Annotated in this window: 15 protein-coding genes; 6 read left to right on the top strand and 9 right to left on the bottom strand. The window is 60.7% G+C overall.

The window, feature by feature from the left end; translation table 11 throughout:
• Positions 1-279: 279 nt before the first annotated feature.
• From AOA59_RS22070 to AOA59_RS22045, 6 genes are all read right to left on the bottom strand, one after another.
• Positions 280-2,571 carry an ATP-binding protein gene (locus AOA59_RS22070; protein WP_099489064.1) on the bottom strand — a complete coding sequence of 764 codons (2,292 nt, stop codon included), beginning with the start codon at positions 2,569-2,571 and terminating at the stop codon, positions 280-282.
• Complete coding sequence (locus AOA59_RS22065; RefSeq protein WP_256593082.1) at positions 2,571-4,961, bottom strand: ATP-binding protein; 2,391 nt, start codon at positions 4,959-4,961, stop codon at positions 2,571-2,573. The genes AOA59_RS22070 and AOA59_RS22065 overlap by 1 nt, the downstream gene beginning before the upstream one ends.
• A complete protein-coding gene (locus AOA59_RS22060) occupies positions 4,958-5,623 on the bottom strand; it encodes a response regulator transcription factor (RefSeq protein ID WP_058420385.1) in 666 nt (221 codons plus the stop codon). Before AOA59_RS22060 ends, AOA59_RS22065 begins: the two co-directional genes overlap by 4 nt.
• Before the next feature lie 134 nt (positions 5,624-5,757).
• On the bottom strand, positions 5,758-6,423 hold the full coding sequence (locus AOA59_RS22055) for a response regulator transcription factor (RefSeq protein WP_099489063.1): 666 nt from the start codon (positions 6,421-6,423) through the stop codon (positions 5,758-5,760).
• Positions 6,424-6,664: 241 nt separating this feature from the next.
• Positions 6,665-8,002 carry an EAL domain-containing protein gene (locus AOA59_RS22050; protein ID WP_058420387.1) on the bottom strand — a complete coding sequence of 446 codons (1,338 nt, stop codon included), beginning with the start codon at positions 8,000-8,002 and terminating at the stop codon, positions 6,665-6,667.
• A gap of 90 nt (positions 8,003-8,092) precedes the next feature.
• On the bottom strand, positions 8,093-9,811 hold the full coding sequence (locus tag AOA59_RS22045; protein WP_099489062.1) for a hydrogenase maturation protein: 1,719 nt from the start codon (positions 9,809-9,811) through the stop codon (positions 8,093-8,095).
• A gap of 354 nt (positions 9,812-10,165) precedes the next feature.
• On the opposite strand from AOA59_RS22045, the gene AOA59_RS22040 reads away from it, so the two are divergent.
• A complete protein-coding gene (locus AOA59_RS22040; RefSeq protein WP_099489061.1) occupies positions 10,166-10,771 on the top strand; it encodes a cysteine hydrolase family protein in 606 nt (201 codons plus the stop codon).
• A 48-nt stretch (positions 10,772-10,819) separates the two neighbouring features.
• On the opposite strand, the gene AOA59_RS22035 is transcribed toward AOA59_RS22040, so the two are convergent.
• From AOA59_RS22035 to AOA59_RS22025, 3 genes are all read right to left on the bottom strand, one after another.
• The gene (locus tag AOA59_RS22035) at positions 10,820-11,212 is read right to left on the bottom strand and encodes a tautomerase family protein (RefSeq protein ID WP_099489060.1); all 393 of its coding nucleotides are present in this window, start codon (positions 11,210-11,212) and stop codon (positions 10,820-10,822) included.
• Between the two features lie 185 nt (positions 11,213-11,397).
• A complete protein-coding gene (gene treS / locus AOA59_RS22030) occupies positions 11,398-13,464 on the bottom strand; it encodes a maltose alpha-D-glucosyltransferase (RefSeq protein ID WP_099489059.1) in 2,067 nt (688 codons plus the stop codon).
• A gap of 72 nt (positions 13,465-13,536) precedes the next feature.
• Positions 13,537-14,295, bottom strand: coding sequence for an AraC family transcriptional regulator (locus AOA59_RS22025; RefSeq protein WP_099489058.1), 759 nt, complete (start codon positions 14,293-14,295; stop codon positions 13,537-13,539).
• A 289-nt stretch (positions 14,296-14,584) separates the two neighbouring features.
• On the opposite strand from AOA59_RS22025, the gene AOA59_RS22020 reads away from it, so the two are divergent.
• Genes AOA59_RS22020 through AOA59_RS22000 form a run of 5 tightly spaced genes read left to right on the top strand, consistent with a single transcriptional unit; the run spans position 14,585 to position 21,026 of the window.
• Entirely contained in the window at positions 14,585-16,210 is a 1,626-nt protein-coding gene (locus AOA59_RS22020) for an APC family permease (protein ID WP_099489057.1), read from the top strand.
• Between the two features lie 11 nt (positions 16,211-16,221).
• Positions 16,222-17,148 (top strand): 4-hydroxyproline epimerase, encoded by a 927-nt coding sequence (locus AOA59_RS22015; protein ID WP_099489056.1) that lies wholly within the window; start codon positions 16,222-16,224, stop codon positions 17,146-17,148.
• Positions 17,149-17,186: 38 nt separating this feature from the next.
• Positions 17,187-18,134 (top strand): dihydrodipicolinate synthase family protein, encoded by a 948-nt coding sequence (locus AOA59_RS22010; RefSeq protein WP_069787382.1) that lies wholly within the window; start codon positions 17,187-17,189, stop codon positions 18,132-18,134.
• A gap of 60 nt (positions 18,135-18,194) precedes the next feature.
• On the top strand, positions 18,195-19,766 hold the full coding sequence (locus AOA59_RS22005; RefSeq protein ID WP_099489055.1) for an aldehyde dehydrogenase (NADP(+)): 1,572 nt from the start codon (positions 18,195-18,197) through the stop codon (positions 19,764-19,766).
• A 3-nt stretch (positions 19,767-19,769) separates the two neighbouring features.
• Positions 19,770-21,026, top strand: a complete 1,257-nt coding sequence (locus AOA59_RS22000; protein WP_099489054.1) for an FAD-binding oxidoreductase — start codon at positions 19,770-19,772, stop codon at positions 21,024-21,026.
• Positions 21,027-21,058: the final 32 nt, after the last annotated feature.

The raw sequence follows: 21,058 nt of genomic DNA, 5'->3' as shown, positions 1-21,058 counted from the left end.
ACTCCAAGAGCGCAAGATGCTGAGTAGAGAGTGAGTTCCCTGTTGCAGGAGAACGGCTGTGTTGTTGCGGAGTTAAGTGTAAGGAAGTGACCGAACTGCCCAAATAGGACTGCTCCGAAAAAGCAACTAAGCCCTGCAGATTTTAATTAATTAACTTGGCGATGGCCGCGCAAAACAATTCAATCTACCGAGGAGGGTTTTTATTCTGCAGACAACTTTATGGTCAATAGGAGTGCTCCTAAAAACAACGCCGTCACCCTAACAATTCAACGGCAACGCTCAAGCGCTTAATGCTGCCCACTGTTCAACCATACGGCTGAGATGACCGGCAATAACGACAGTTGGCCAGGCTGTTTTATCCTGCAAGGCCGCACCGATCAGGTCAGCCGTGGTCGCGATGTCTATCCACCCCGCCACTAACGCGGCGGCCTGCAGGTTATGCGCGGCGTGCAACGCCAGGCTGCGATCACGCAGGGCTACCGCCTCAAGCAAGCCGCCAAGCTGTTTGCGAAGTATTTCAGGCCCGGAAGTACTCGGCGCCGATGAGGGTTGCAGCAGGTTGACCTCGCACCACAGTTCAATGGTTTCGCGTAGAAGGCCCTCGCCAATGGGTTTGCTCAGCGCGCCATCCATACCCGCTTCAAAGCAGCATTCCAGCATGTCATTGCCGGTAAGCTGTGAGACCGCGATGATCGGGCAGTGTGTACGCTGTCGCTGGCTCTGCACCTGCCTGAATTCACCGGCCAGTTTATAGCCAGCGCCTGCTGGCAGGTCGCAGTCGATAAGTATCAAATCAACCTTGTGTGCATTGAAAAACCTTAAACCCTGGTTGGCATCGTCCATTGGTAAGGGATGGCAACCTAACGCGCGCAACTGCGTCACCAGCCCTTGCTGGTCGACATTGGTGCCCCCCACCACCAACACCGTCAAGCCCGCAGGTTCGTCGGGCGAAGGCACCACCTGCGCAGGTGAATCAAGCGGCGCAGCCCATTGAACCGGTAACCTCACACCCACGCGGGTGCCTTTGCCCTGGAGGCTGCTGAGCGTCAACTCGCCCCCCATCAACTGCACTAACCGCTGGCAGATCACCAACCCCAGCCCGTTACTGCCCCTGGCACGCGCGGATGAACTCAGCAATGAGGCGTGTGCCTGGTCGGACAACCCGATCCCATTGTCGATGACCTCAATCATCAGTTGCCGATCGCCCTCAAGCACCTGAAACCGAATCTCGACCTGGCCACTGCCGGAGAACTTGATGGCATTGACGATCAGGTTACGCAAGACCTGCGCCACGCGCAGTTCATCCAGCAATAACGGGGCGCGCAGGTGCTCACCCGTTACCGTCAGTTCAAGGCCTTTTGCCTCGGCAGACGCGCGCTGGCTGTCCACCACGCGCTGGACCAGCACACCCAGGTCCACGGCTTCCACATTCAGCGTCAATTGCCCGGCCTCCATCCTGGAGATATCCAGCACATCGTCCACCAACCGCAACAGGGTATTGGCGCCGTTGTTCGCAAGGGCCGCAAAGTGATGTTGCTGTTCGTCAAGTGCGGTGTGCTCCAGCAACTCAACAGCGGCCAGTATTGCGTTCATGGGCGAACGGACTTCGTGGCTCATAACCGCCAGGAACATCGCCTTCTCCCGTTCGTTATGGATGGCGCGCCGGCGTTGCACGCGGCTTTGCCACACCAGCGTGATGAGTATCAGCACGCTGCTGAGCAGCAACCACAACTCACTTTTGTAGTGATCAAGGATGGCCTTGATGGGCGGGATATCGAGGTTCATGTCCGCGAACCAGGCATCGTAGATCGCCTGGCGCTCATCGCCCGAAATGGACCCCAGTACCTTCTGCAGAATCGATAGCAAAATCACGTCGTTGTCGCGCACCGCCATGCTTACCCCGGTACGCTGCTCGGGCACCACACCGGAAACCTGCAGCACGCCCTGGTACTGGCGAGACAGATACGGGATCAGCAACCACTCGGAAGCAATGGCGGCGTCCGCATCGCCGTCCTTGACCATTGCCATCATGTCGATCGCGTTCTGGGCCGAAATGATCGTGATGCCCGGCACCCGCTCACGCAAAAACGCCGAATAGCCTTCACGCCCCAGCATCACCAGGCGTTTGCCGGCGAGCTGGCCCAGTTCGGCAAACGGCTGATCGTCAAAACGGCTGATAAGGATGGTCGAGCTGTTGTTGTAAGGCGCGGTATAGAGAACGCCGCGATCTTCAGCAGGGTCGTCCGACCGGCGCCGGGTGGACAAGATATCCACCTCGCCACTGAGCAGCATGTCTTTGCGCGCACTGCGTGAGGTGGTCGGCACAGACTTGAAACGCAGCCCCGTACGCCGTGCGATCAAGTCCAGGTACTTGGCCGACAGCCCTCGCAGTTCGCCACCGCTGATGTACTCAAAGGGCAACAGGTTATCGAACACCCCCACACGCAATACCGGGTGGGCTGCAATCCAATCGAGTTCCTGTGGTGTCAACGCCAACGCCGGCGCGTTGGCCTGCGCAAAACACAGACCAATCTGGCCCATCAGCGCCAACACCGCCAACAAGCGCCACATCAAGGCACCATCCGGTGCGAACGAGTGGCAGGCAGTGCATCAACCTGCCGATCGCCGCCCAAGTCACGCCATTGTTGGAGCAGCAACCGCAAAGCCTGCGCATACGCCGGGTCATCCCATCCCGACTGCGCGCGCAGCAGGTTTTGCAGGTTTCCGGCAGCCTGACCCATCGCCGACCATTCCATGATCAGCGCTGCGCCGTGCAAACGGTGGGTCACGTGCAGAGCGGATGAGCGATCACACAGCGCAAGCGCCTTGGTCAGGCTGCCCAGGTCAGCGGCCACTTCGCGATTGATTCCGGCCTGGTCCAGCACGGGGGCCATCAGGTTTAACCGAGGGTCTGCCAGTGTGACGTCGCACCAACGCTCAATCACCTCGCGCAATGGCCCCAGGCGAATAGGCTTGCTCAACACCGCGTCCATTCCCGCCACCAGGCAGCGCTGAAGATGTTGCTCACCGGTCAAGGCAGAGATGGCAATGATCGGGCAACGCAGTCGGCCCACCTGCTGTTCGAATCCGCGCAGTTCGCGGGTCAGGCTGTAGCCATCCTGGTCCGGCAGATCACAGTCCATCAGGACCAGGTCGTAACGGGTGTGCACAAACAAGGCGCGGGCTTGGGCGGCATCGCCGGCTATCACCGGCAGGCCACCGAAGCTGTTGATTTGTGCGCCCAACACCTGCTGGTTCGCCCGGGTGTCCTCCACCACAAGGATCTGCAATGCTTTGCCAGCGTTTGCCGTTAATGGCGCCTCTGCCGGTTGCGATGCAAGGGGTTGCGAGGCGATGACCACGGGCAAGCAGATCGTCACCGTGGTGCCTGTGCCCGGCACGCTCCTGAGCGTCAATGTCCCGTTCATCAAGTTGACCAACTGCTGGCAGATCACCAGCCCCAAGCCTGAGCCGCCCGCGCGTTTGTATGACTGGCTATGCTGAGCGTAGGGTCGAAACAACGACGCCTGCAGCGCCGCCGAAATGCCGATGCCGGTGTCGCGGACCTCGATCTGCAAGCGGCCGTTGCTCGCGTCCAGGCCGACCTGGCAAACGTAGATATCAATACTGCCCGCATCGGTAAACTTGATCGCATTCGAGAGCAGATTATGCAGGATTTGCGTCAGGCGCGCACTGTCGAGCATCAACAGGGGCAACGCCTCCTGGATGTGCGCATTCAGCTCCAGGCGTTTTTCCCTGGCCCGCAGGCGATGCAGCCCGACGACTGCCTGCACCAACGCCGTCACATCTGTCGACTCCACCTTCAGGCGTTTCGGCTTGACCTGCGACCCGGAGGTTTCAAGCACATCGTCCAGCAAACGCAGCATCGCGTCGGCACCACTGTTGGCCAGTTGGGCAAAGTGGCGTTGTTGCTGATTGAGCCGTGTATGCCCCAGCAACTCCATCGCCGCCAGCACGGCGTTCATGGGCGAACGTATTTGATGGTTCATGACCGCCAGGAACATGGATTTTTCTTGTTCATTGCGCAATGCCCGCCGGCGCAACCGATGACCGCGATAGACCAACGCGCACAAGCTGGCCAACGCCAACACGCCGAGAATGAACACATGCGCATAATGATTGACGATGTTTGACAGGGACGGCACGTCCACTTCCAGGTCGTGATACCAATTCTCATAGATATCATTGCGCTGCTCCGCCGTTATTGAGCCCAGTACCTTTTCAAGTATGGAGCGCAACATGAGGTCATCAGCGCGCACGGCCATGCTCACATCCAACATCTGGCTGCCGACCACGCCGGAAACTTCCAGCACGCCCTGGAATTGTCGATACAGGTAAGGCATTAAAAAGGTTTCCGAGGCCACTACCGCCTCGGCCTTGCCCTCCTTCACCATGGTCAGCATCTGCAGGGCCGAGGTGCTTCTGATTAGATGGGACTTGGTGGCCTTGTCCCGGAATATCGTCTCGTAATATTCCACATCGGGAATCATCACGTTTTTGCCCTGCAGTTGTTCAAGGTCGAAGACACCCGGGCTGTCGACACGCGTGACGATGATCGGCGAGGTGGTGTGGTAAACCAGCGCAACAATGCCCTTGGTTGCAGGCTCAGAGCGAAAGCGCAAGTATGAGGACAGCAGGTCCACTTGCCCTGCCAGCAGCATGCTTTCGCGTGCGGCCAGAGTATTTCCGGGCACGTAGCTGAAACGAAGGCCCGTAGCGGCCGTCACGAACTGCAAATACTGCATGGACCGCCCGCGCAGTTCCCCGCCGCTCATGTACTCGAAGGGAATCAAGCCCTCCACCACCCCGACGCGCAACACGGGGTGCAGTGCTATCCACTGCAGTTGCTCGTCGCTCAACGCGACGGCACCCGCACAGACGAGCGGCCAGCCCAGCACCATCAGTGCCAATAACACTGCCCTGCACAACCCGATTGTCATGGCGTGCCGATAAGTTTATTCAACTTGAACAGCTCGTTGTTCGAGGTGACCCCAAGCTTGCGAAACGCCGCGGTTTTCTGGGTGCTGATGGTTTTGATGCTGCGGTTGAATTTCTCTGCAATCTCACTCACCGTCATGCCCGCCAGGTAACAGCGAATGACTTCCTGTTCACGGCTGGTCAACTCCGCCTGGACCAACGCGTCAGGCGCATCGCCACGGCCTTGGCCAGTATCGCTGGTCACCGTCTCCGCCAGGCGGTAGGTCATGTCGGTACTCAGGTACACCGCACCCGCCGCCACCTTGCGGATGGCCTTGACCAACTGCGCCATTTCTTCACCCTTGCCGACAAAGCCACGGGCACCGACACGCATGGCCAGGCTAACCGTCGCCGGGTCGTGATGCGTGGACAAAACAAGGATATGACAGCTGGGAAATTTGACCCGCAAGGCGCGGATCAGTGAGACCCCGTCCAGCTCGTCGGGGTTCAGGGAGAAGTCCAGCAGCAGTAAGTCTGCCGGCACCGAGGCGAGGCCGGCGATAAGGTCGCGGCTGCGCGCATAAATGCCAACTACTTCAAAGTTTGTCTCGGCCGCCAACGTCGTGGCCAGCCCGTGTCGAACAACTGCATGATCATCCAGCAAAGCGATACGTATTGGTTTCATCGTGATCGACCCACTCGGCACAGCGCTGTCGGAATACTGGGATACCCCACCGCTACAACGTTCAGCCCGTCTTTGAGTATAAGCAAGGATCGGTAAATCACACCCCGCTCGTTCCCAGGTGTCGGGAACCAGGATCAAATACCCTCAATAATGTGTTTGATTCTGAACAACTCATTGTTCGATACCACGCCCAACTTGCGAAACGCCGAGGCTTTTTGTGAGCTGATGGTCTTGATGCTGCGATTGAATTTTTCGGCGATATCGGTAATGGTCATACCCGTCAAGTAACACCGAATCACGTCCTGTTCACGCGCGGAAAGGCTGACAAAACGCAAGGCTTCATCGCGGTTCTGCTCGTCACCGATATGGTTCACCGCCGTCGCTTCGGCTACCCGGTAGGCCATGTCCGGGCTCAGGTAGACCTCCCCGGATGCCACCAACCGAACGGCACTGATCAACTGGTTGATATCTTCACCCTTGCCAAGAAACCCGCGCGCGCCGACACGCAGGGCCAGGATCACGGTGGCGGCATCGTGGTGCGTGGAGAACATTAGAATGCGGCACTGTGGGTACTTCACCCGCAACGCTCGAATCAACAAGATGCCGTCCAGTTCGCTGGGCCCGAGTACGAAATCCAGCAACAGCACATCCGCCGGCAGCAACGCAAGCCCCGCCATCGCTTCACGGCTGCGGGCGTAGACACCCACTACTTCAAAATCAGGTTCCTGCTGCAATCGATTGATTAACCCGTGCCGCACGATTGCATGATCATCGAGCAAAGCGATTTTTAAGCGTTTCATAACGTGGAAGGCACTCTTTATAACGAGCAAAAGGATGAGGCCAGTCACATTCTCATCTTTAGTAAGTTCTCGTCATCGCAGACGAACCTATAAAATCAACGGCATCCGTGATATTGAACAATCGCACATCACACACATAACACATAACAACTGCCAAACTAACTCAGCGACCGATAGTTCTTAAACAGTGAGAGGATGCGAAAGTTAATGCACTGACACTCATTCGGATATCAGATCACTCCTAAAAGCGCTCAGCACCTGCACTATTTTCCCGCTGAATAACAAAGTTCAAGAAATCTTCCATTTCCATGGGGCGAGCCAGCGCGTAACCCTGCCCCACTCGGCAACCCAAACGATAGAGCAACGCAATCGTCGACTCGTCTTCGATGCCCTCAGCCACCAAATTCAAACTGAGCAGGCGCGCCCAATTGACGATACCGGCAATGACTTTGCGTGAAGACGAGTGCTGTTCCACCCCACGTACGAACGAGCCGTCGATTTTCATCTCATCAAACGACAGGTTCGCCAACAGGTTCAACGTAGCAGCGCCTGTGCCGAAGTCGTCCATCGAAACCTGGAACCCCTTGGCCCGAATTGCCGTCAACGAGGCGGACAGGTAGAGCTCATCCGGTTCGGGTACATCTTCTGTAAGCTCGATTTTCAACAGCCGGTTCGGCAGGCCGGCCTGGCGCATACGCGCGGCCAGGCGCTCGGAGAAGTCGGGAGTGCAAATGGTTTTGGCCGACGCATTTACAGCAATGGGAATGCCGATATGTTCGCGCTTGAGCGCGAGCATGGCCTTGATCGTCCACATTTCCACCAGGCTGAACAGCAGCAGGTCCAGACCCAGGCGGTTGACCAAGGGCATCAATACCGAAGGAGGGATTTCCCCAAACCGTGGATGCTTCCAACGCACCAGCGCTTCGGCTCCCACGATACGCCGGCTCAGCAGTTCAAATTGCGGTTGGAACACAAAGCGCAAGCCCTCGCCTGTGGTCAGCGCGTTGATCACCTCATCTTCGGCCAAATCATCGAACGTGTTCATGTTCAGCCTTGCGTCCGGCTGCGTACGCGTCAGCACGACCGCGCGCAACGCGTCGCCCAGCGCCAGGGTTGCGCCTTCGCGCAGGATTTGCACAGAGATGCCCGCCGTTCGCGCCAACCGCGCATGGGACTCCAGTGCGCTAACCGCGACCCCGCCCATGTACTTGATCCAGAGCGGGCTTGCAGGCTTTTTGCGGGACAAGTCGACCTCGCCAGCGGGCGCGTCCAAGGCCGTCTCTCCGGTCCAGAAGATGCAGGGCAGCCGAGCCAGCGTGCCCGCTTCGTGAAGCCCCCTGAGCAGGCTCGGCAACATCAGCCCATCACCGCACTCTGGGCGAATTTCACAGACAATGACGTCGATCGGGGACTCGCGCAACCAAGCCTCAACGGCGCTCAAGGTGCCAATATTGGCAATCGGAGTTACCCCCATGCTGCTCAAGGCGAAGGCGAGCCGATGCGCACAGGCAGCATCGGATGCCAACGTGACGACACGTAGCGCGCTGAACTCGTTGGGCACGGCGGCATTTTGGATCATGACAAAAATTTCCCGAGATTGTTTCAGGAAAAAAGCTTATCAGCGCCAAAACAGAAACAAATAGGACTGGGACTAAAACCGCAGTACCGCTCAGGCGACCAGTTCGCCCTTACGCGCCAACGCCCACGGCGCAACCAACCGTTGCGGCGTCTGGCAGGTTTTGCGCTTGAACACGAAGTTGCGACACTTCTCGGCAAATTGCTGGCGGTTGCGCACCATGTCCAGCTCCATCTGGGCCAACTCGTTTTGGCGGCAGCGTTCCATTGGCTCAAGGTCGATATTGGCTTTGCGCGTGCGTTGCGCGGCGTATTTCTCATCGCTCGGCGCACCTTGGGCCGCTTGCAGCAACCATTCACTGAACGCACTCGGGCAACGTGGGCCAATGTCCTGCACCATGCCCCACTGCTGTGCCTGAATGGCGCTGATCGGCAGGCACTCTTGCGTGAGCTTATGGGCAATTTCGCTGCCTACCGCACGCGGCAGGCTGTAAGTCCAGTATTCGGAGCCATACAGCCCCATGCTCTTGTAATGCGGGTTAAGCACCACACCGGCGCGGGCGAAGACGATATCGGCCGCCAGGGCCAGCATTACACCGCCGGCGCCGGCACTGCCGGTCAGGCCACTGACCACCAGTTGCCGGGCGCTCAGCAGTTGCTGGCACACATCGTCGATCGCCTGGATATTTGCCCAGGCCTCCAGCCCCGGCACGGGGGCGGCCTGGATGACGTTGAGGTGTACGCCATTGGAAAAGCTGCCGCGCCCACCTTTGATCAGCAGCACCTGGGTGCTGCGCGCCTTGGCCCAACGCAGTGCAGCGACCAACCGTTGGCATTGTTCGGTGCTCATGGCGCCGTTGTAGAACTCGAAGGTCAACTCGCCGACATCGCCGCACTCTCGGTAGCGAATCGGTTGATAAGCCTGTTCATTGAAGGCTTGGTGGGCGATTGAGCTGTCCAGCACGGGCACCCCCGCCAGGCGCCCGGCCAACACGTGACGGGCCGGCAACTTGAAGGTCTCCTCGCCTGGCTGGGCCTTGCGTTTAAGTGAGCCGACCCACACGCTCTGATCGCCGGTCGCGACCAATACCGCATCATCCTGTACCGCGAGCATTTCACCCGGCAGGCCCCGGCGTGCATCCAGGTGCGCGTCGTACAAGTAATACTGCTCGCCGTGGATACTGGCCAACACACCCGGCTGGCCGTCGGCGGCGTCGATGCTGCGTTTGATGAAGCGCGCGCAGTCGTGCCAGCTGAAAGCCCGGTCTACCTGCTTCATGTTCGGCTGCAAGCGCCCGATAACGTTGGGCTGCGTGTAATCCAGCGGCGTAGGGAGCACACCACGGGTGAATTTTTCCACCACGTCGCGAATACAGCTGATCGCAGCATCACTCACCAGGCCGTTGTACAACTCGGACTTGCGCACCTCGGCGGGCATGTCGAATTCGCAGGTCGACCAGACCGGCCCCGCGTCCATCTCCTCCACCGCCTGCAGCGCGGTGACGCCCCAACGACGAGCCTGCTGGGTGATGGCCCAGTCCAGCGCGCTGGCGCCACGGTCACCGACAATCCCCGGATGAATGATCACCACCGGGCGGTCGAGGTTGCTCCACAGCTGCTGCGGTACGCGGTCCTTGAGGAACGGGCAGATCACCAGGTCGGCGTCCGACGCCTCGATTTGCCGGCACACCGAGGCTTCATCGGTGAACAGCACCACGCTGGGGTCAAACCCCGACTGGCGCAAATCCAGCCAGGCCCGCTGGGTCAGGCCGTTGAATGCAGAGGACAACAAGATGATCTTCAATGATCGCATGGCAGACTCTTCCTTGAGGTGCACGGCCACAGGCTCGCATTGAGCCGTCCCTGGCCTTTGATGGAAGCACAAGGTTAAAAGGCCTGCCAGGCGGGGCACCTGATCGAGATCAATGTTCGGTCAGCCAGGACAAATTGCGTCGCAAGAACCGGAGTTTCAGCGACTTGGCGCGCGCCTACACTGGCGCAAATGCACCGTGACCGATGCTTTCATGACCACCGTTGCCGCCACCCTCGAACGCCTGGATTCGCTTCACCGCATTCGCGAGCAAGCCCGCTCCCACACGATGAGTGCAGCCCTTGGAATTGGCGCCTATAACTGCTGTAGTGAAAAACCACCTGACGGAGCATCACTATGAACCCGACGAAAACCGCATTGGTCCTGATTGAATTCCAAAATGACTTCACCACTGCGGGTGGGGTGTTTCACGACGCGGTCAAAGGCGTCATGCACAGCACCGACATGCTGGCAAACACTGCAGCCACCGTTGAACAAGCCCGAAAACTCGGTGTGAAGATCATCCATATGCCGATTCAATTTGCCGACGGCTACCCCGAACTGACGCACCGCTCCTACGGCATTCTCAAGGGTGTGGCAGACGGCAGCGCCTTTCGGGCCGGCAGCTGGGGCGCCGAAATCAGCGAGGCACTGAGCCGTGAGCCGGCTGACATCCTGATCGAGGGCAAACGCGGCCTGGATGCGTTTGCCACCACCGGCCTGGACCTGGTGCTGCGCAACAACGGCATCCAGAACCTGGTCGTCGCGGGCTTTTTGACCAATTGCTGCGTTGAAGGCACGGTTCGCTCGGGTTATGAGAAAGGCTACGACGTGGTGACGTTGACCGACTGCACCGCCACCTTCAGTGATGAGCAACAACACGCCGCCGAGAACTTCACCTTGCCGATGTTCTCGCAAACGCTGAAACACACCCAGTTTCTACAAGCATTGAACGCCCAATAAAAACAACGGCGACTCATCACTGAGTCGCCGTCTGCTTGCGGGCCGGCCTCACTCGTCAGGCACGTACTGCATCTCTCCGTTGCCAAACGACCAATCCTCGCGTTTCACATCCACCAGGTTGATCCACACATCCTCTTTGCGCAGCCCGGTCTTGGCCTGGATGCCCTCAGCGATAAATTTATAAAAAGCCTTTTTCACCGCGATGCTACGCCCGGCGCTCCAGGTCACCTGGATAAACACAATGTTCGGCGTGTAGGTAATCCCCAGATAACCCGCTGCCGGATACACCAACTCATCCTTGGCGTGACGATTGATGATCTGGAATTTGTCGTGCTCAGGCACATTGGCCACGCTGGTCATGGCGGCGTAGATCACGTCACCAATCGCAGCGGCGGTTTCAGTGGAGGTGTCGGCGGCCAGGTCGATTCGAACTAAAGGCATGGGAAATTCCTCGGCAGGTCAGTGGCCGGTGCTCGAAAGTGGCCATAGGCACTACGCTAGCCCGAAAGACAAAATTCATCAAGCGCATATTCATTTATTTAATAATGCGCAAATTGCATATTTCCAGTGCTCCCGGCACATTCATAATCAGCGCTGATCGACCAGGCAATCAGCGCCTCGCGCCCCTAAAGCATCGGCGACAGGCTGACCACCCGCAGCGCCAGCCCCTCATACGCGTCCAGCGTGATGGTGAACTCACCTTCAGCAGTCAGATCGCCCTCGACCCGCTCATTGATAATGTCCACCACCGGCCCCGGCGCAATGTCGGTCAGGTGCAGGGTTTCGGTCAGCGGCGTACTGCCGAAGTTAAGCGCGGTGATTTGCGTGCCCTTCCCGGCCGGCAACTCGTGAACCATGATCAGCAACCCCGGATGCTCCACATCCGGCACCAGAATCTGGCGGCTGGCGGCGATTCCGTAGGCGTTGCGCACGGCGAGAATTTTCTGCAACTGGGACGCGAACGACTCCGGGTCCTGCAACTGGCTGTTGAGGCTGCCGTACAAGGTTTGCGCGCGCGGCATCTGGCCGGCGGAAAGCTCAGCATTCGGGTTCAAATCCACCAGGTCATAGGCACCGCGATGAATCCAGCGGGTGTCGCCATCGCCCATCAAGTGGGCAACCGCATCGGCCGCCAACGGCAACGCACCGACCAGGTCCCAGCCAGACAGGGCAAACACCCCAGGCTGCATGGCGTTGTACATCACCAGCAGCACATGGATCCGGCGGATCTGCTCGATATCGGCCGGCGTGATCGCCTCCAGGTCACGGATGCCCAGGGCCGCCGTGATAATGCTGGCGGTGGTGCACGACACACCATTGGTGACGAACTTGAGGTTATACGGCGCATGCTCGCCGGCCAGGCGTTCGTACATCTGCTCGCGGATATGCTCGCGCAGGCTGTTGCCGGGGAAGGTCTGGCCTTGGTAGAGGTAACTGTCGTGGGCGTGCAGGGTCCAGAAGTGCACCAGCTCCAGGGTCAGTTCATCGTGGTTTTGCAGCGCATGAATCAAGGAACCGGGGTCGATGCCCTGGCTGTGCATCTCGCGCAGCATCAGGCGCAAAAATTCGGTGTCGCCCATCAGCAAGGCATGCTGATACGCCGGACGCGTGATGAAGTCGTAGGACAGGTCGGCACCGCCGTGGGACATGGCGGCGATATCGTCGACGGTGAGGTTCAACTCCTGAAAGCTGAAGCCGCCCGCCTTGCGAATCGCCCCGCCGAGCAGTTGGTTGCCGGTGATCGACAGAGGATGGCTTTCCGACCAGGCAGTGCCGTCCAGCTTGCGTTCCACGCCGAGGAAGCCGTTGGCGTCCAGGCGCAGGATCTTGGCGCCCATCACATCAATGGCATGCAGGGCGTCGCCGATGATCATCTGCTGCGCGGCAAACGAAGGGTCCAGCCAGTTCAGCGACGGCTGGCCTTCCTTGAAGTAATGCAGGTACACCCAGCGACGCGGTTTGGCGTCCACGCCAACGACCACCGGGGTCGCGCTCCAGTCGGTTTCCTTGACGCCGGGTTCGAAGAAGATCACCCGCTGCAACTGGCCGACGATGTAATGCTTGTCACGCAGCGCATCCACCTGCGCGGGGCTGAGGTTCTGCGCATCCCGCCCTTCGGCCACATCGGGCAGCAAGGGCCAGTCTTCCTCGCGGATCTCGACCATGTGGTAAAGCCCCGGATAATCCTCATACGCCATCTCGGCCAGGCGGAAGTCTGCGCCCTTGCCGGTGTGGGATGGGATCACATCGTCGATGATCACCGCGTTGTGCGCGGCGGCCATGCGCGTCAGCGCCTGCAACTGCGCTTCGGTGCCCAGCTGTGGGTCAATTTCGAAGCTGATGCGGTCGAAATTGCCATCGATGGTCGGCGTATGCCGCGTACCGTCGAGCCCGCCGGACTTTTTCAGCGGGCCGTTGTGAATGCCCTGGATGCCGATCTTCGACAAGGCCTGCCACAGGCTTTCGTCGCCCAGGGCTTCGAGCACCGTGCCGTTTTCACGGGTCACGATCGAGGCCGGGTACGCGGTGAACCACACGGACGACAACGCTGAGGCATCACGCGGCCGGGTCTGCGCGTACGGCTGCTGCCACAAGCGCCCTTGCCCGCTATAGAGCCTGGCCCGCTGACGCGCCGCATTGAGCATGGATTGTTGCACCAGCCAGTTCACATGATCGTTGTCCGCCGCCGTCATAAGCCTGTTTCCTCTTGCCGTGAAAAGGTTATTCGTAAGCATAGGAGCAGCGGATGCCATGATTCGTTGCATTTACTCCAATTGCCGATACTGCCTGGGCGTAAACCCGGTCAATGCCTTGAACTGGCGGGTAAACGCGCTGTGGTCGGTGTAGCCGCATTGCAGCGCCACCTCGGTGATCGGCAGTTCGGAGTGCAACAGCCGACGCGCATGCTCCAGGCGCACCTTCTGAATCATCTGCCGGGGCGTGAGGTGGAATACGCGTTTGCAGTAGCGCTCCAGCTGCGCCACGGAAATCCCGGCAATGCGGGTCAGCTCGCCAAGGGTGACGCGTCGGTTGAAATGCTGGCGAATGTGTTCATCCACGGCAGCCAGGCGCTGGTAGGCCGGGTGCGTTTCGCTGGCCGATTGCAGGTCCACCGAAATACCCGCCAGGCCGATGATCGTGCCCTTGTCGTTGTACAGCGGCCATTTGTGGGTCAGGCACCAGCCCGGTTCGCGGCTGCCATAGAGGTGAAGCTCAAGCTGGTCTTCGAGCACAAACCCCTGCTCCAGCACGCGCCGGTCCTGCTCGGTGTAGCCCGGCCCCAATTGCGCGGGGAACACTTCGGCGCTGGTCTTGCCCAGCAGTGGATGCAGCTGTTTAAGGCCGCAGCGTTGCACCAGGGTGTGGTTGGCGAGCACGTAACGGGCGTCGATATCCTTGATGAAAATCGCGGCATTGGGGATTACGTCGAGCAAGGGCAACAACTGCCCGACCCCGGCCAATAGTTGCTCGATGCTGTGGGGGCGATTGGCCTGTAGAACGCTCGCAAATGCACTGGGCAACATGGCCTGGACTCCGGTTTTTTTAGGCAGATTGCACTATGCCAGCCTGAGTATCCACACAACCTTGTGGGAGCTGGCTTGCCTGCGATGGCATCCACTCAGTGTGCCTGATGTACCGAGTCAACCGCATCGCAGGCAAGCCAGCTCCCACATAAAAAGCCTGGACCTACAGATTCAAACTGTGCCGAATTCGTCATCCACATCAACGCAAAACATCAATCGCAGCGCCCCTTGATCGGTTCAGGATATCGCCACTGCATGCCTATCCAATAACTCACAAGAAGGCGCCGCCATGTCTGCTCAAGGCAAGTTCAAGAAACAACTTTCACTGATGGACCTGACCTTTATCGGGTTAGGCGCCATCTTCGGTTCGGGCTGGTTATTTGCAGCCAGCCACGTGTCCGCCATCGCCGGCCCGGCGGGGATTATTTCCTGGTTGATCGGCGGCTTCGCCGTGCTGCTGCTCGGGATCGTGTACTGCGAACTCGGCGCCGCCCTGCCCCGCGCCGGTGGCGTGGTGCGTTACCCGGTGTACTCTCATGGCCCGCTGCTGGGCTACCTGATGGGTTTTATCACGCTGATCGCGTTTTCAAGCCTGGTGGCCATCGAAGTGGTCGCCTCGCGCCAATACGCCGCGGCCTGGTTTCCCGAACTGACCAAGGTCGGTTCCAGCGACCCGACCACCCTGGGCTGGCTGGTGCAATTGGCCCTGCTGTGCCTGTTCTTTGTGCTCAACTACCGCAGCGTCAAGACCTTCGCCATCGCCAATAACCTGGTGAGCGTATTCAAGTTCATCGTGCCGCTGCTGGTGATTGGTGTGCTGTTCACCTTCTTCAAACCGGCGAATTTCCAGACCCAGGGTTTTGCCCCGTTCGGCCTGTCGGGCATCGAGATGGCGGTGTCGGCCGGCGGAGTGATTTTTGCCTACCTGGGCCTCACGCCGATCATCTCGGTGGCCAGTGAAGTGAAGAACCCGCAACGCACGATCCCGATTGCCTTGATCCTCTCGGTGCTGCTGTCGACCGCCATCTATGTACTGCTGCAAACCGCGTTCCTCGGTGGCGTGCCGACCGAGATGCTCGCGGATGGCTGGGCGGGTATCAGCAAGCAACTGGCGCTGCCGTATCGCGATATCGCCCTGGCGCTGGGCGTGGGCTGGCTGGCCTATCTGGTGGTAGCCGACGCCGTGATCTCACCCAGCGGCTGCGGCAATATCTACATGAACGCCACGCCGCGTGTGGTGTACGGCTGGGCGCAGACCGGCACGTTTTTCAAGATCTTTACGCGCATTGATGAGAAATCCGGCATCCCGCGCCCGGCGCTGTGGTTGACCTTTGGTTTGTCGGTGTTCTGGACCCTGCCGTTTCCGTCCTGGGAAGCGCTGATCAATGTGGTGTCGGCGGCGCTGATCTTAAGCTACGCGGTGGCCCCAGTGACCGTCGCCGCGCTGCGCCGCAATGCACCGGACATGGTACGGCCGTTCCGGGTCAAGGGCATGGCGGTGCTCGGCCCGCTGTCGTTCATCATCGCCGCGCTGATTGTGTACTGGTCGGGCTGGAGCACCGTTTCGTGGCTGCTGGGCCTGCAAATCCTGATGTTTGTGGTGTACCTGCTGTGTGCACGCTGGGTGCCGACCGCGCACCTGAATCTCAAACAGCAAGTGCGCTCGTCGGCCTGGCTGATCGGCTTCTACGCGGTGACCATCCTGCTGTCCAAGCTCGGCAGTTTCGGCGGCATCGGCGTGATCAGCCATCCGTTTGACACCCTGGTCGTCGCCCTCTGCGCCCTGGGCATCTACTACTGGGGCGCCGCCACTGGTGTGCCCGCGCACCTGGTGCGCCTGGAACACGAAGACGACGAAAGCGAAGCCGTCAGCGATGCGCATTACAGCGCGCCACTGTCCCCGGCCACTCACTGATGGAGCCTGTTATGAAGCGCCTGCATGTTATCGACTCCCACACCGGCGGCGAACCGACGCGCCTGATAATGGACGGCTTCCCTGCGCTCGCCGGCGCAACCATTGCCGAGCAGTTGCACACCTTGCGCAGCGAACACGATCAATGGCGCCGCGCCTGCCTGCTGGAGCCGCGTGGCAATGACGTGCTGGTCGGTGCGCTGTACTGCGCGCCGGTCACGCCCGGCGCCACCTGCGGGGTGATCTTCTTCAACAATGCCGGCTATCTGGGCATGTGCGGCCACGGCACCATCGGCCTGGTTGCCTCCTTGCACCACCTGGGCCGCATTGGGCCTGGCGTGCACACCATCGACACGCCGGTGGGTCCGGTAGCCGCCACCTTGCACGACGACGGCGCCGTGACCTTGCGCAACGTGCCCGCCTACCGTCATCGCCGGCAGGCAGCGGTGGACGTGCCGGGCTATGGCGTGGTGCATGGCGATATCGCCTGGGGCGGCAACTGGTTTTTCCTGGTGTCGCAGCACGGCCACAGGCTGGCGATGGACAACGTCGACACCCTCACCGACTACACCTGGGCGATGCTCAAGGCCCTGGAAACCCAAGGCATTCACGGTGCAGACGGTGCGTTGATCGACCATATCGAACTGTTCGCCGACGACGCCCACGCCGACAGCCGCAACTTCGTGATGTGCCCCGGCAAAGCCTACGACCGCTCACCGTGCGGCACCGGCACCAGCGCCAAACTGGCGTGCCTGGCGGCTGACGACAAACTCGCGCCCGGCGCCACCTGGGTGCAGGCCAGCATCACCGGCAGCCAATTCGAAGGCCGTTATGAATGGGATGGCGAGCGCATTCGCCCCTTCATCACCGGCCGCGCCTACATGACCGCCGACAGCACGTTGCTGATCGACGAGCAGGACCCTTTTGCCTGGGGCATCTGAGCCCGGGCCTTATTTAACTGAACGCTGGAGTTAGAACAATGAGCGACAACATCTTTACCGGTTGCATCCCTGCACTGATGACCCCGTGCACGCCTGAACGCACACCGGACTTCGATGCCCTGGTCGCCAAGGGCCGTGAACTGGTCGATATCGGCATGAGCGCCGTGGTGTATTGCGGCTCCATGGGTGACTGGCCGCTGCTGACCGAAGCCGAACGCCAGGAAGGTGTGGCCCGGTTGGTCGCCGCTGGCGTGCCGACCATCGTCGGCACCGGCGCGGTCAACAGTCGTGAAGCGGTGGCCCACGCCGCCCACGCGGCCAAGGTCGGCGCCCATGGCTTGATGGTAATCCCGCGCGTGCTGTCCCGTGGCGCTTCGGCCACCGCGCAAAAGGCGCACTTCTCGGCGATCCTCAAGGCCGCGCCGAACCTGCCGGCAGTGATCTACAACAGCCCGTATTACGGCTTCGCCACCCGCGCAGACCTGTTCTTTGAACTGCGCCGTGAACACCCTAACCTGATCGGCTTCAAGGAATTTGGCGGCGGCGCCGACCTGCGCTACGCGGCAGAAAACATCACCTCCCAGGACGATGCCGTGACCCTGATGGTTGGCGTCGACACCCAAGTGGTGCACGGTTTCGTCAATTGCAACGCCACCGGCGCCATCACCGGTATTGGTAACGCGCTGCCGCGCGAAGTGCTGCAACTGGTGGCCCTGAGCAAAAAAGCCGCCACAGGCGACGCCAAGGCCCGGCGCCTGGCCCGTGAGCTGGAAGCCGCGCTGGCCGTGCTGTCGTCCTTCGACGAGGGTTGCGACCTGGTGCTGTATTACAAGCACTTGATGGTGCTCAACGGCGACCAGGGCTACGCCCTGCACTTCAACGAAACCGACGTACTCAGCACCGCCCAACAGCGTTATGCCGAGCACCAGTACGCGTTGTTCCGCCAGTGGTACGCCAACTGGTCGGCTGAGCAGAACGTCGCCTGACACCCTCGCGCGCCGCTGTGGTTCTCACAGCGGCCAACCCTCACTTTTCAAGGACTCCCCATGACTCTGACGGGCAAGATGCTGATCGGTCAGCACGCAATCCTCGGCCATCGAGAAGCAATCCAGGCGATTAATCCCGCCACCGACCTGCCTTTGGCGCCTGCCTACCTTGGCGGCGATGGCGAGCATGTCGACCAAGCCTGTGCCTTGGCCTGGGCCGCGTTTGACACCTATCGCGACACCTCGCTGGCAGTGCGCGCAGCGTTTCTAGAAGCGATTGCCGACAACATTGAAGCCCTTGGCGATGAACTGATCGAACGCGCCTTAGCCGAAACCGGCCTGCCGCGCGCGCGGATCCAGGGCGAACGCGGCCGCACCTGCGGGCAATTGCGCACATTCGCCCGCACGGTGCGCGCCGGTGAATGGCTGGATGTACGCGTCGACACCGCGCAACCGGCGCGTGAGCCGTTGCCGCGTGCGGACCTGCGCCAGCGGCATATTGCGCTGGGGCCGGTGGCAGTGTTTGGCGCGAGCAATTTCCCCTTGGCCTTCTCGGTGGCAGGCGGCGACACTGCCTCTGCGCTCGCCGCCGGTTGCCCGGTGATCGTCAAGGCCCATGGCGCGCATCCCGGCACCAGTGAACTGGTCGGCCGTGCACTGGCCAAGGCGGTTAAAGACTGTGGTTTGCCCGACGGTGTGTTTTCGCTGCTGTATGGCTCGGGTCGTGAAGTCGGCATTGCATTGGTCAGCGACCCGCGTATCAAAGCCGTGGGGTTTACCGGCTCACGCAGCGGCGGCATCGCCCTGACCCAGGCGGCGCAAGCGCGGCCGGAGCCGATTCCGGTGTATGCGGAGATGAGTTCGATCAACCCGGTGTACCTGTTTGCTGCGGCGCTGAACGCGCGTGCTGAAGCATTGGCCCAGGGTTTTGTCGCCTCGTTGATCCAAGGCGCCGGGCAGTTTTGCACCAACCCTGGCTTGGTGATTGCGGTTGCAGGCCCGGCACTGGAGCGCTTTGTCGCCACGGTGAATGAGTTACTCCCGGCGTGCGCCGCCCAGACCATGCTGACACCAGGCATTTTCCAGGCCTATGAAGCGGGCGTCGGCCGCTTGACCGAACACGCCCAAATCGCCGCCCAAGGCATGGCGGCGCAAGGCCCGAATCAGGGCCAGGCACAGCTGTTTGTGGCCCAGGCCAGCGCGTTTTTGCGCAATGAGCATCTACAGGCGGAAGTCTTCGGCGCGGCCTCTCTGGTGGTGGTGTGTGCCGACGACGAGCAAGTGCGCCAGGTTTCCGAGCATTTGGAAGGCCAATTGACCGCCACACTGCACCTGGACGACGCCGACCTGGCACGCGCCCAAGCCCTGCTGCCGGTATTGGAACGCAAGGCCGGGCGCCTGCTGGTCAACGGCTGGCCGACCGGTGTGGAAGTGTGCGACGCCATGGTCCACGGCGGCCCGTTCCCGGCCACCAGCGACTCACGCAGCACCTCGGTCGGCACCGCAGCGATCCTGCGCTTTCTGCGTCCGGTGTGTTACCAGGACTTCCCGGACAGCCTGCTGCCCGCTGCGCTGCAACACGCCAACCCGCTGCTGTTGCGGCGCTTGCTCGACGGCCACAGAGAGGCCTGAACCATGAGTGACAGCAACCGTGCTGATATCGCTGTGATCGGCGCCGGCATCATTGGCGTCGCCTGCGCCCTGCAATTGGCCCGGCAAGGCCAGCGCGTGGTGGTCATCGACCCACAGGCGCCGGGCATGGGCGCCTCCTATGGCAACGCTGGGCATTTGGCCACCGAGCAAGTGTTCCCGATTGCCGACGTGTCGATCCTTAAGCGCCTGCCCGCCATGCTGATGGACCCCATGGGCCCGCTGCGCCTGGACTGGAAGTACCTGCCACGCGCCCTGCCCTGGTTTGCGCGGCTGTTACTCAACCTGCGCCCGGCGAGCTACCGGCGCACGGTGGCGGGCATTCGCGCGCTGAATGAGGCCAGCCTGGGCGCGTGGCAGCGCCTGCTGCTGTCCATTGAGCAGCCGCAGTTGTTACATACGGACGGTTCGTTGTTAGTGTTCGAGCGTGCTGAGTCCGGGGAAGCCATCGACGCGTTGCGCCAACGCATGCGGCAGCAGCATGTGCCGGTGGAATTCTGGCCCCGCGAGGCCATATGCAAGGCCGCGCCGCAACTGAGCGAGGCGATCCAGGGCGGCCTGTTCTTCCCCGCTACAGGGCATTTTATCGACCCATACAGCGTGGTGGGCGCGCTGGTGAGCGCGGCCAAGGCGTGCGGTGTGCAGTTTGTGCAGCAACGCGTGCTTGATGGGCGCCTGGACTCAGACGGCGTATCACTGCTGACCGATCAAGGCAGCCTGAGCGCTCGCCAGGTACTGATCGCCTGCGGCGCCCATTCGGCCAAACTCACCGCTGCACTCACCGGCACATCGGTCCCGCTGGACACCGAGCGCGGCTATCACCTGATGCTGCCCCACGAGCACCAGCGCCTGCCCTTTGCCGTGACCTCGTTCGAACGCAAATTCATCATGACGCCCATGCGCGATGGCCTGCGCCTGGCCGGCACGGTCGAGTTCGCAGGCTTGGCGCGCCCCGCCAATATGCAGCGCGCCTGGCAGTTGCACCGCTTGAGCCAGGGCTTGTTTCGCCAGGATTTGAGCACCCGTGACGCAACCCCTTGGATGGGCTTTCGCCCGTCGTTCCCGGACTCGCTGCCGATCATTGATCGGGTGGCGGATGGCAAGGTACTGCTCGCGTTTGGGCATCAGCACTTGGGGTTGACGCAGGCGGCGGTGACGGCGGAGATGATCGCGCAACTGGCCGCGACGGGTAAGAGCATGCAGTTGCCGGACCTGGCACCTTACCGCTTGGCGCGTTTTTAGGCTTTGTGGCGAGCAGGCTTGCCCTGCGTTGG

This window comes from Pseudomonas sp. 2822-15, from assembly GCF_002742515.1.
Lineage (GTDB): Bacteria > Pseudomonadota > Gammaproteobacteria > Pseudomonadales > Pseudomonadaceae > Aquipseudomonas > Aquipseudomonas salomonii.
The sequence above is the reverse complement of the archived record's forward strand: the minus strand, read 5'-3'. Positions and strand labels throughout refer to the sequence as shown.

Bases quoted from the DNA above. Each gene is read 5' to 3' on its own strand.
- AOA59_RS22070 (WP_099489064.1), bottom strand. From the start codon at position 2,571: ATGTGGCGCTTGTTGGCGGTGTTGGCGCTGATGGGCCAGATTGGTCTG.
- AOA59_RS22065 (WP_256593082.1), bottom strand. From the start codon at position 4,961: ATGACAATCGGGTTGTGCAGGGCAGTGTTATTGGCACTGATGGTGCTG.
- AOA59_RS22060 (WP_058420385.1), bottom strand. From the start codon at position 5,623: ATGAAACCAATACGTATCGCTTTGCTGGATGATCATGCAGTTGTTCGA.
- AOA59_RS22055 (WP_099489063.1), bottom strand. From the start codon at position 6,423: ATGAAACGCTTAAAAATCGCTTTGCTCGATGATCATGCAATCGTGCGG.
- AOA59_RS22050 (WP_058420387.1), bottom strand. From the start codon at position 8,002: ATGATCCAAAATGCCGCCGTGCCCAACGAGTTCAGCGCGCTACGTGTC.
- AOA59_RS22045 (WP_099489062.1), bottom strand. From the start codon at position 9,811: ATGCGATCATTGAAGATCATCTTGTTGTCCTCTGCATTCAACGGCCTG.
- AOA59_RS22040 (WP_099489061.1), top strand. From the start codon at position 10,166: ATGAACCCGACGAAAACCGCATTGGTCCTGATTGAATTCCAAAATGAC.
- AOA59_RS22035 (WP_099489060.1), bottom strand. From the start codon at position 11,212: ATGCCTTTAGTTCGAATCGACCTGGCCGCCGACACCTCCACTGAAACC.
- treS (WP_099489059.1), bottom strand. From the start codon at position 13,464: ATGACGGCGGCGGACAACGATCATGTGAACTGGCTGGTGCAACAATCC.
- AOA59_RS22025 (WP_099489058.1), bottom strand. From the start codon at position 14,295: ATGTTGCCCAGTGCATTTGCGAGCGTTCTACAGGCCAATCGCCCCCAC.
- AOA59_RS22020 (WP_099489057.1), top strand. From the start codon at position 14,585: ATGTCTGCTCAAGGCAAGTTCAAGAAACAACTTTCACTGATGGACCTG.
- AOA59_RS22015 (WP_099489056.1), top strand. From the start codon at position 16,222: ATGAAGCGCCTGCATGTTATCGACTCCCACACCGGCGGCGAACCGACG.
- AOA59_RS22010 (WP_069787382.1), top strand. From the start codon at position 17,187: ATGAGCGACAACATCTTTACCGGTTGCATCCCTGCACTGATGACCCCG.
- AOA59_RS22005 (WP_099489055.1), top strand. From the start codon at position 18,195: ATGACTCTGACGGGCAAGATGCTGATCGGTCAGCACGCAATCCTCGGC.
- AOA59_RS22000 (WP_099489054.1), top strand. From the start codon at position 19,770: ATGAGTGACAGCAACCGTGCTGATATCGCTGTGATCGGCGCCGGCATC.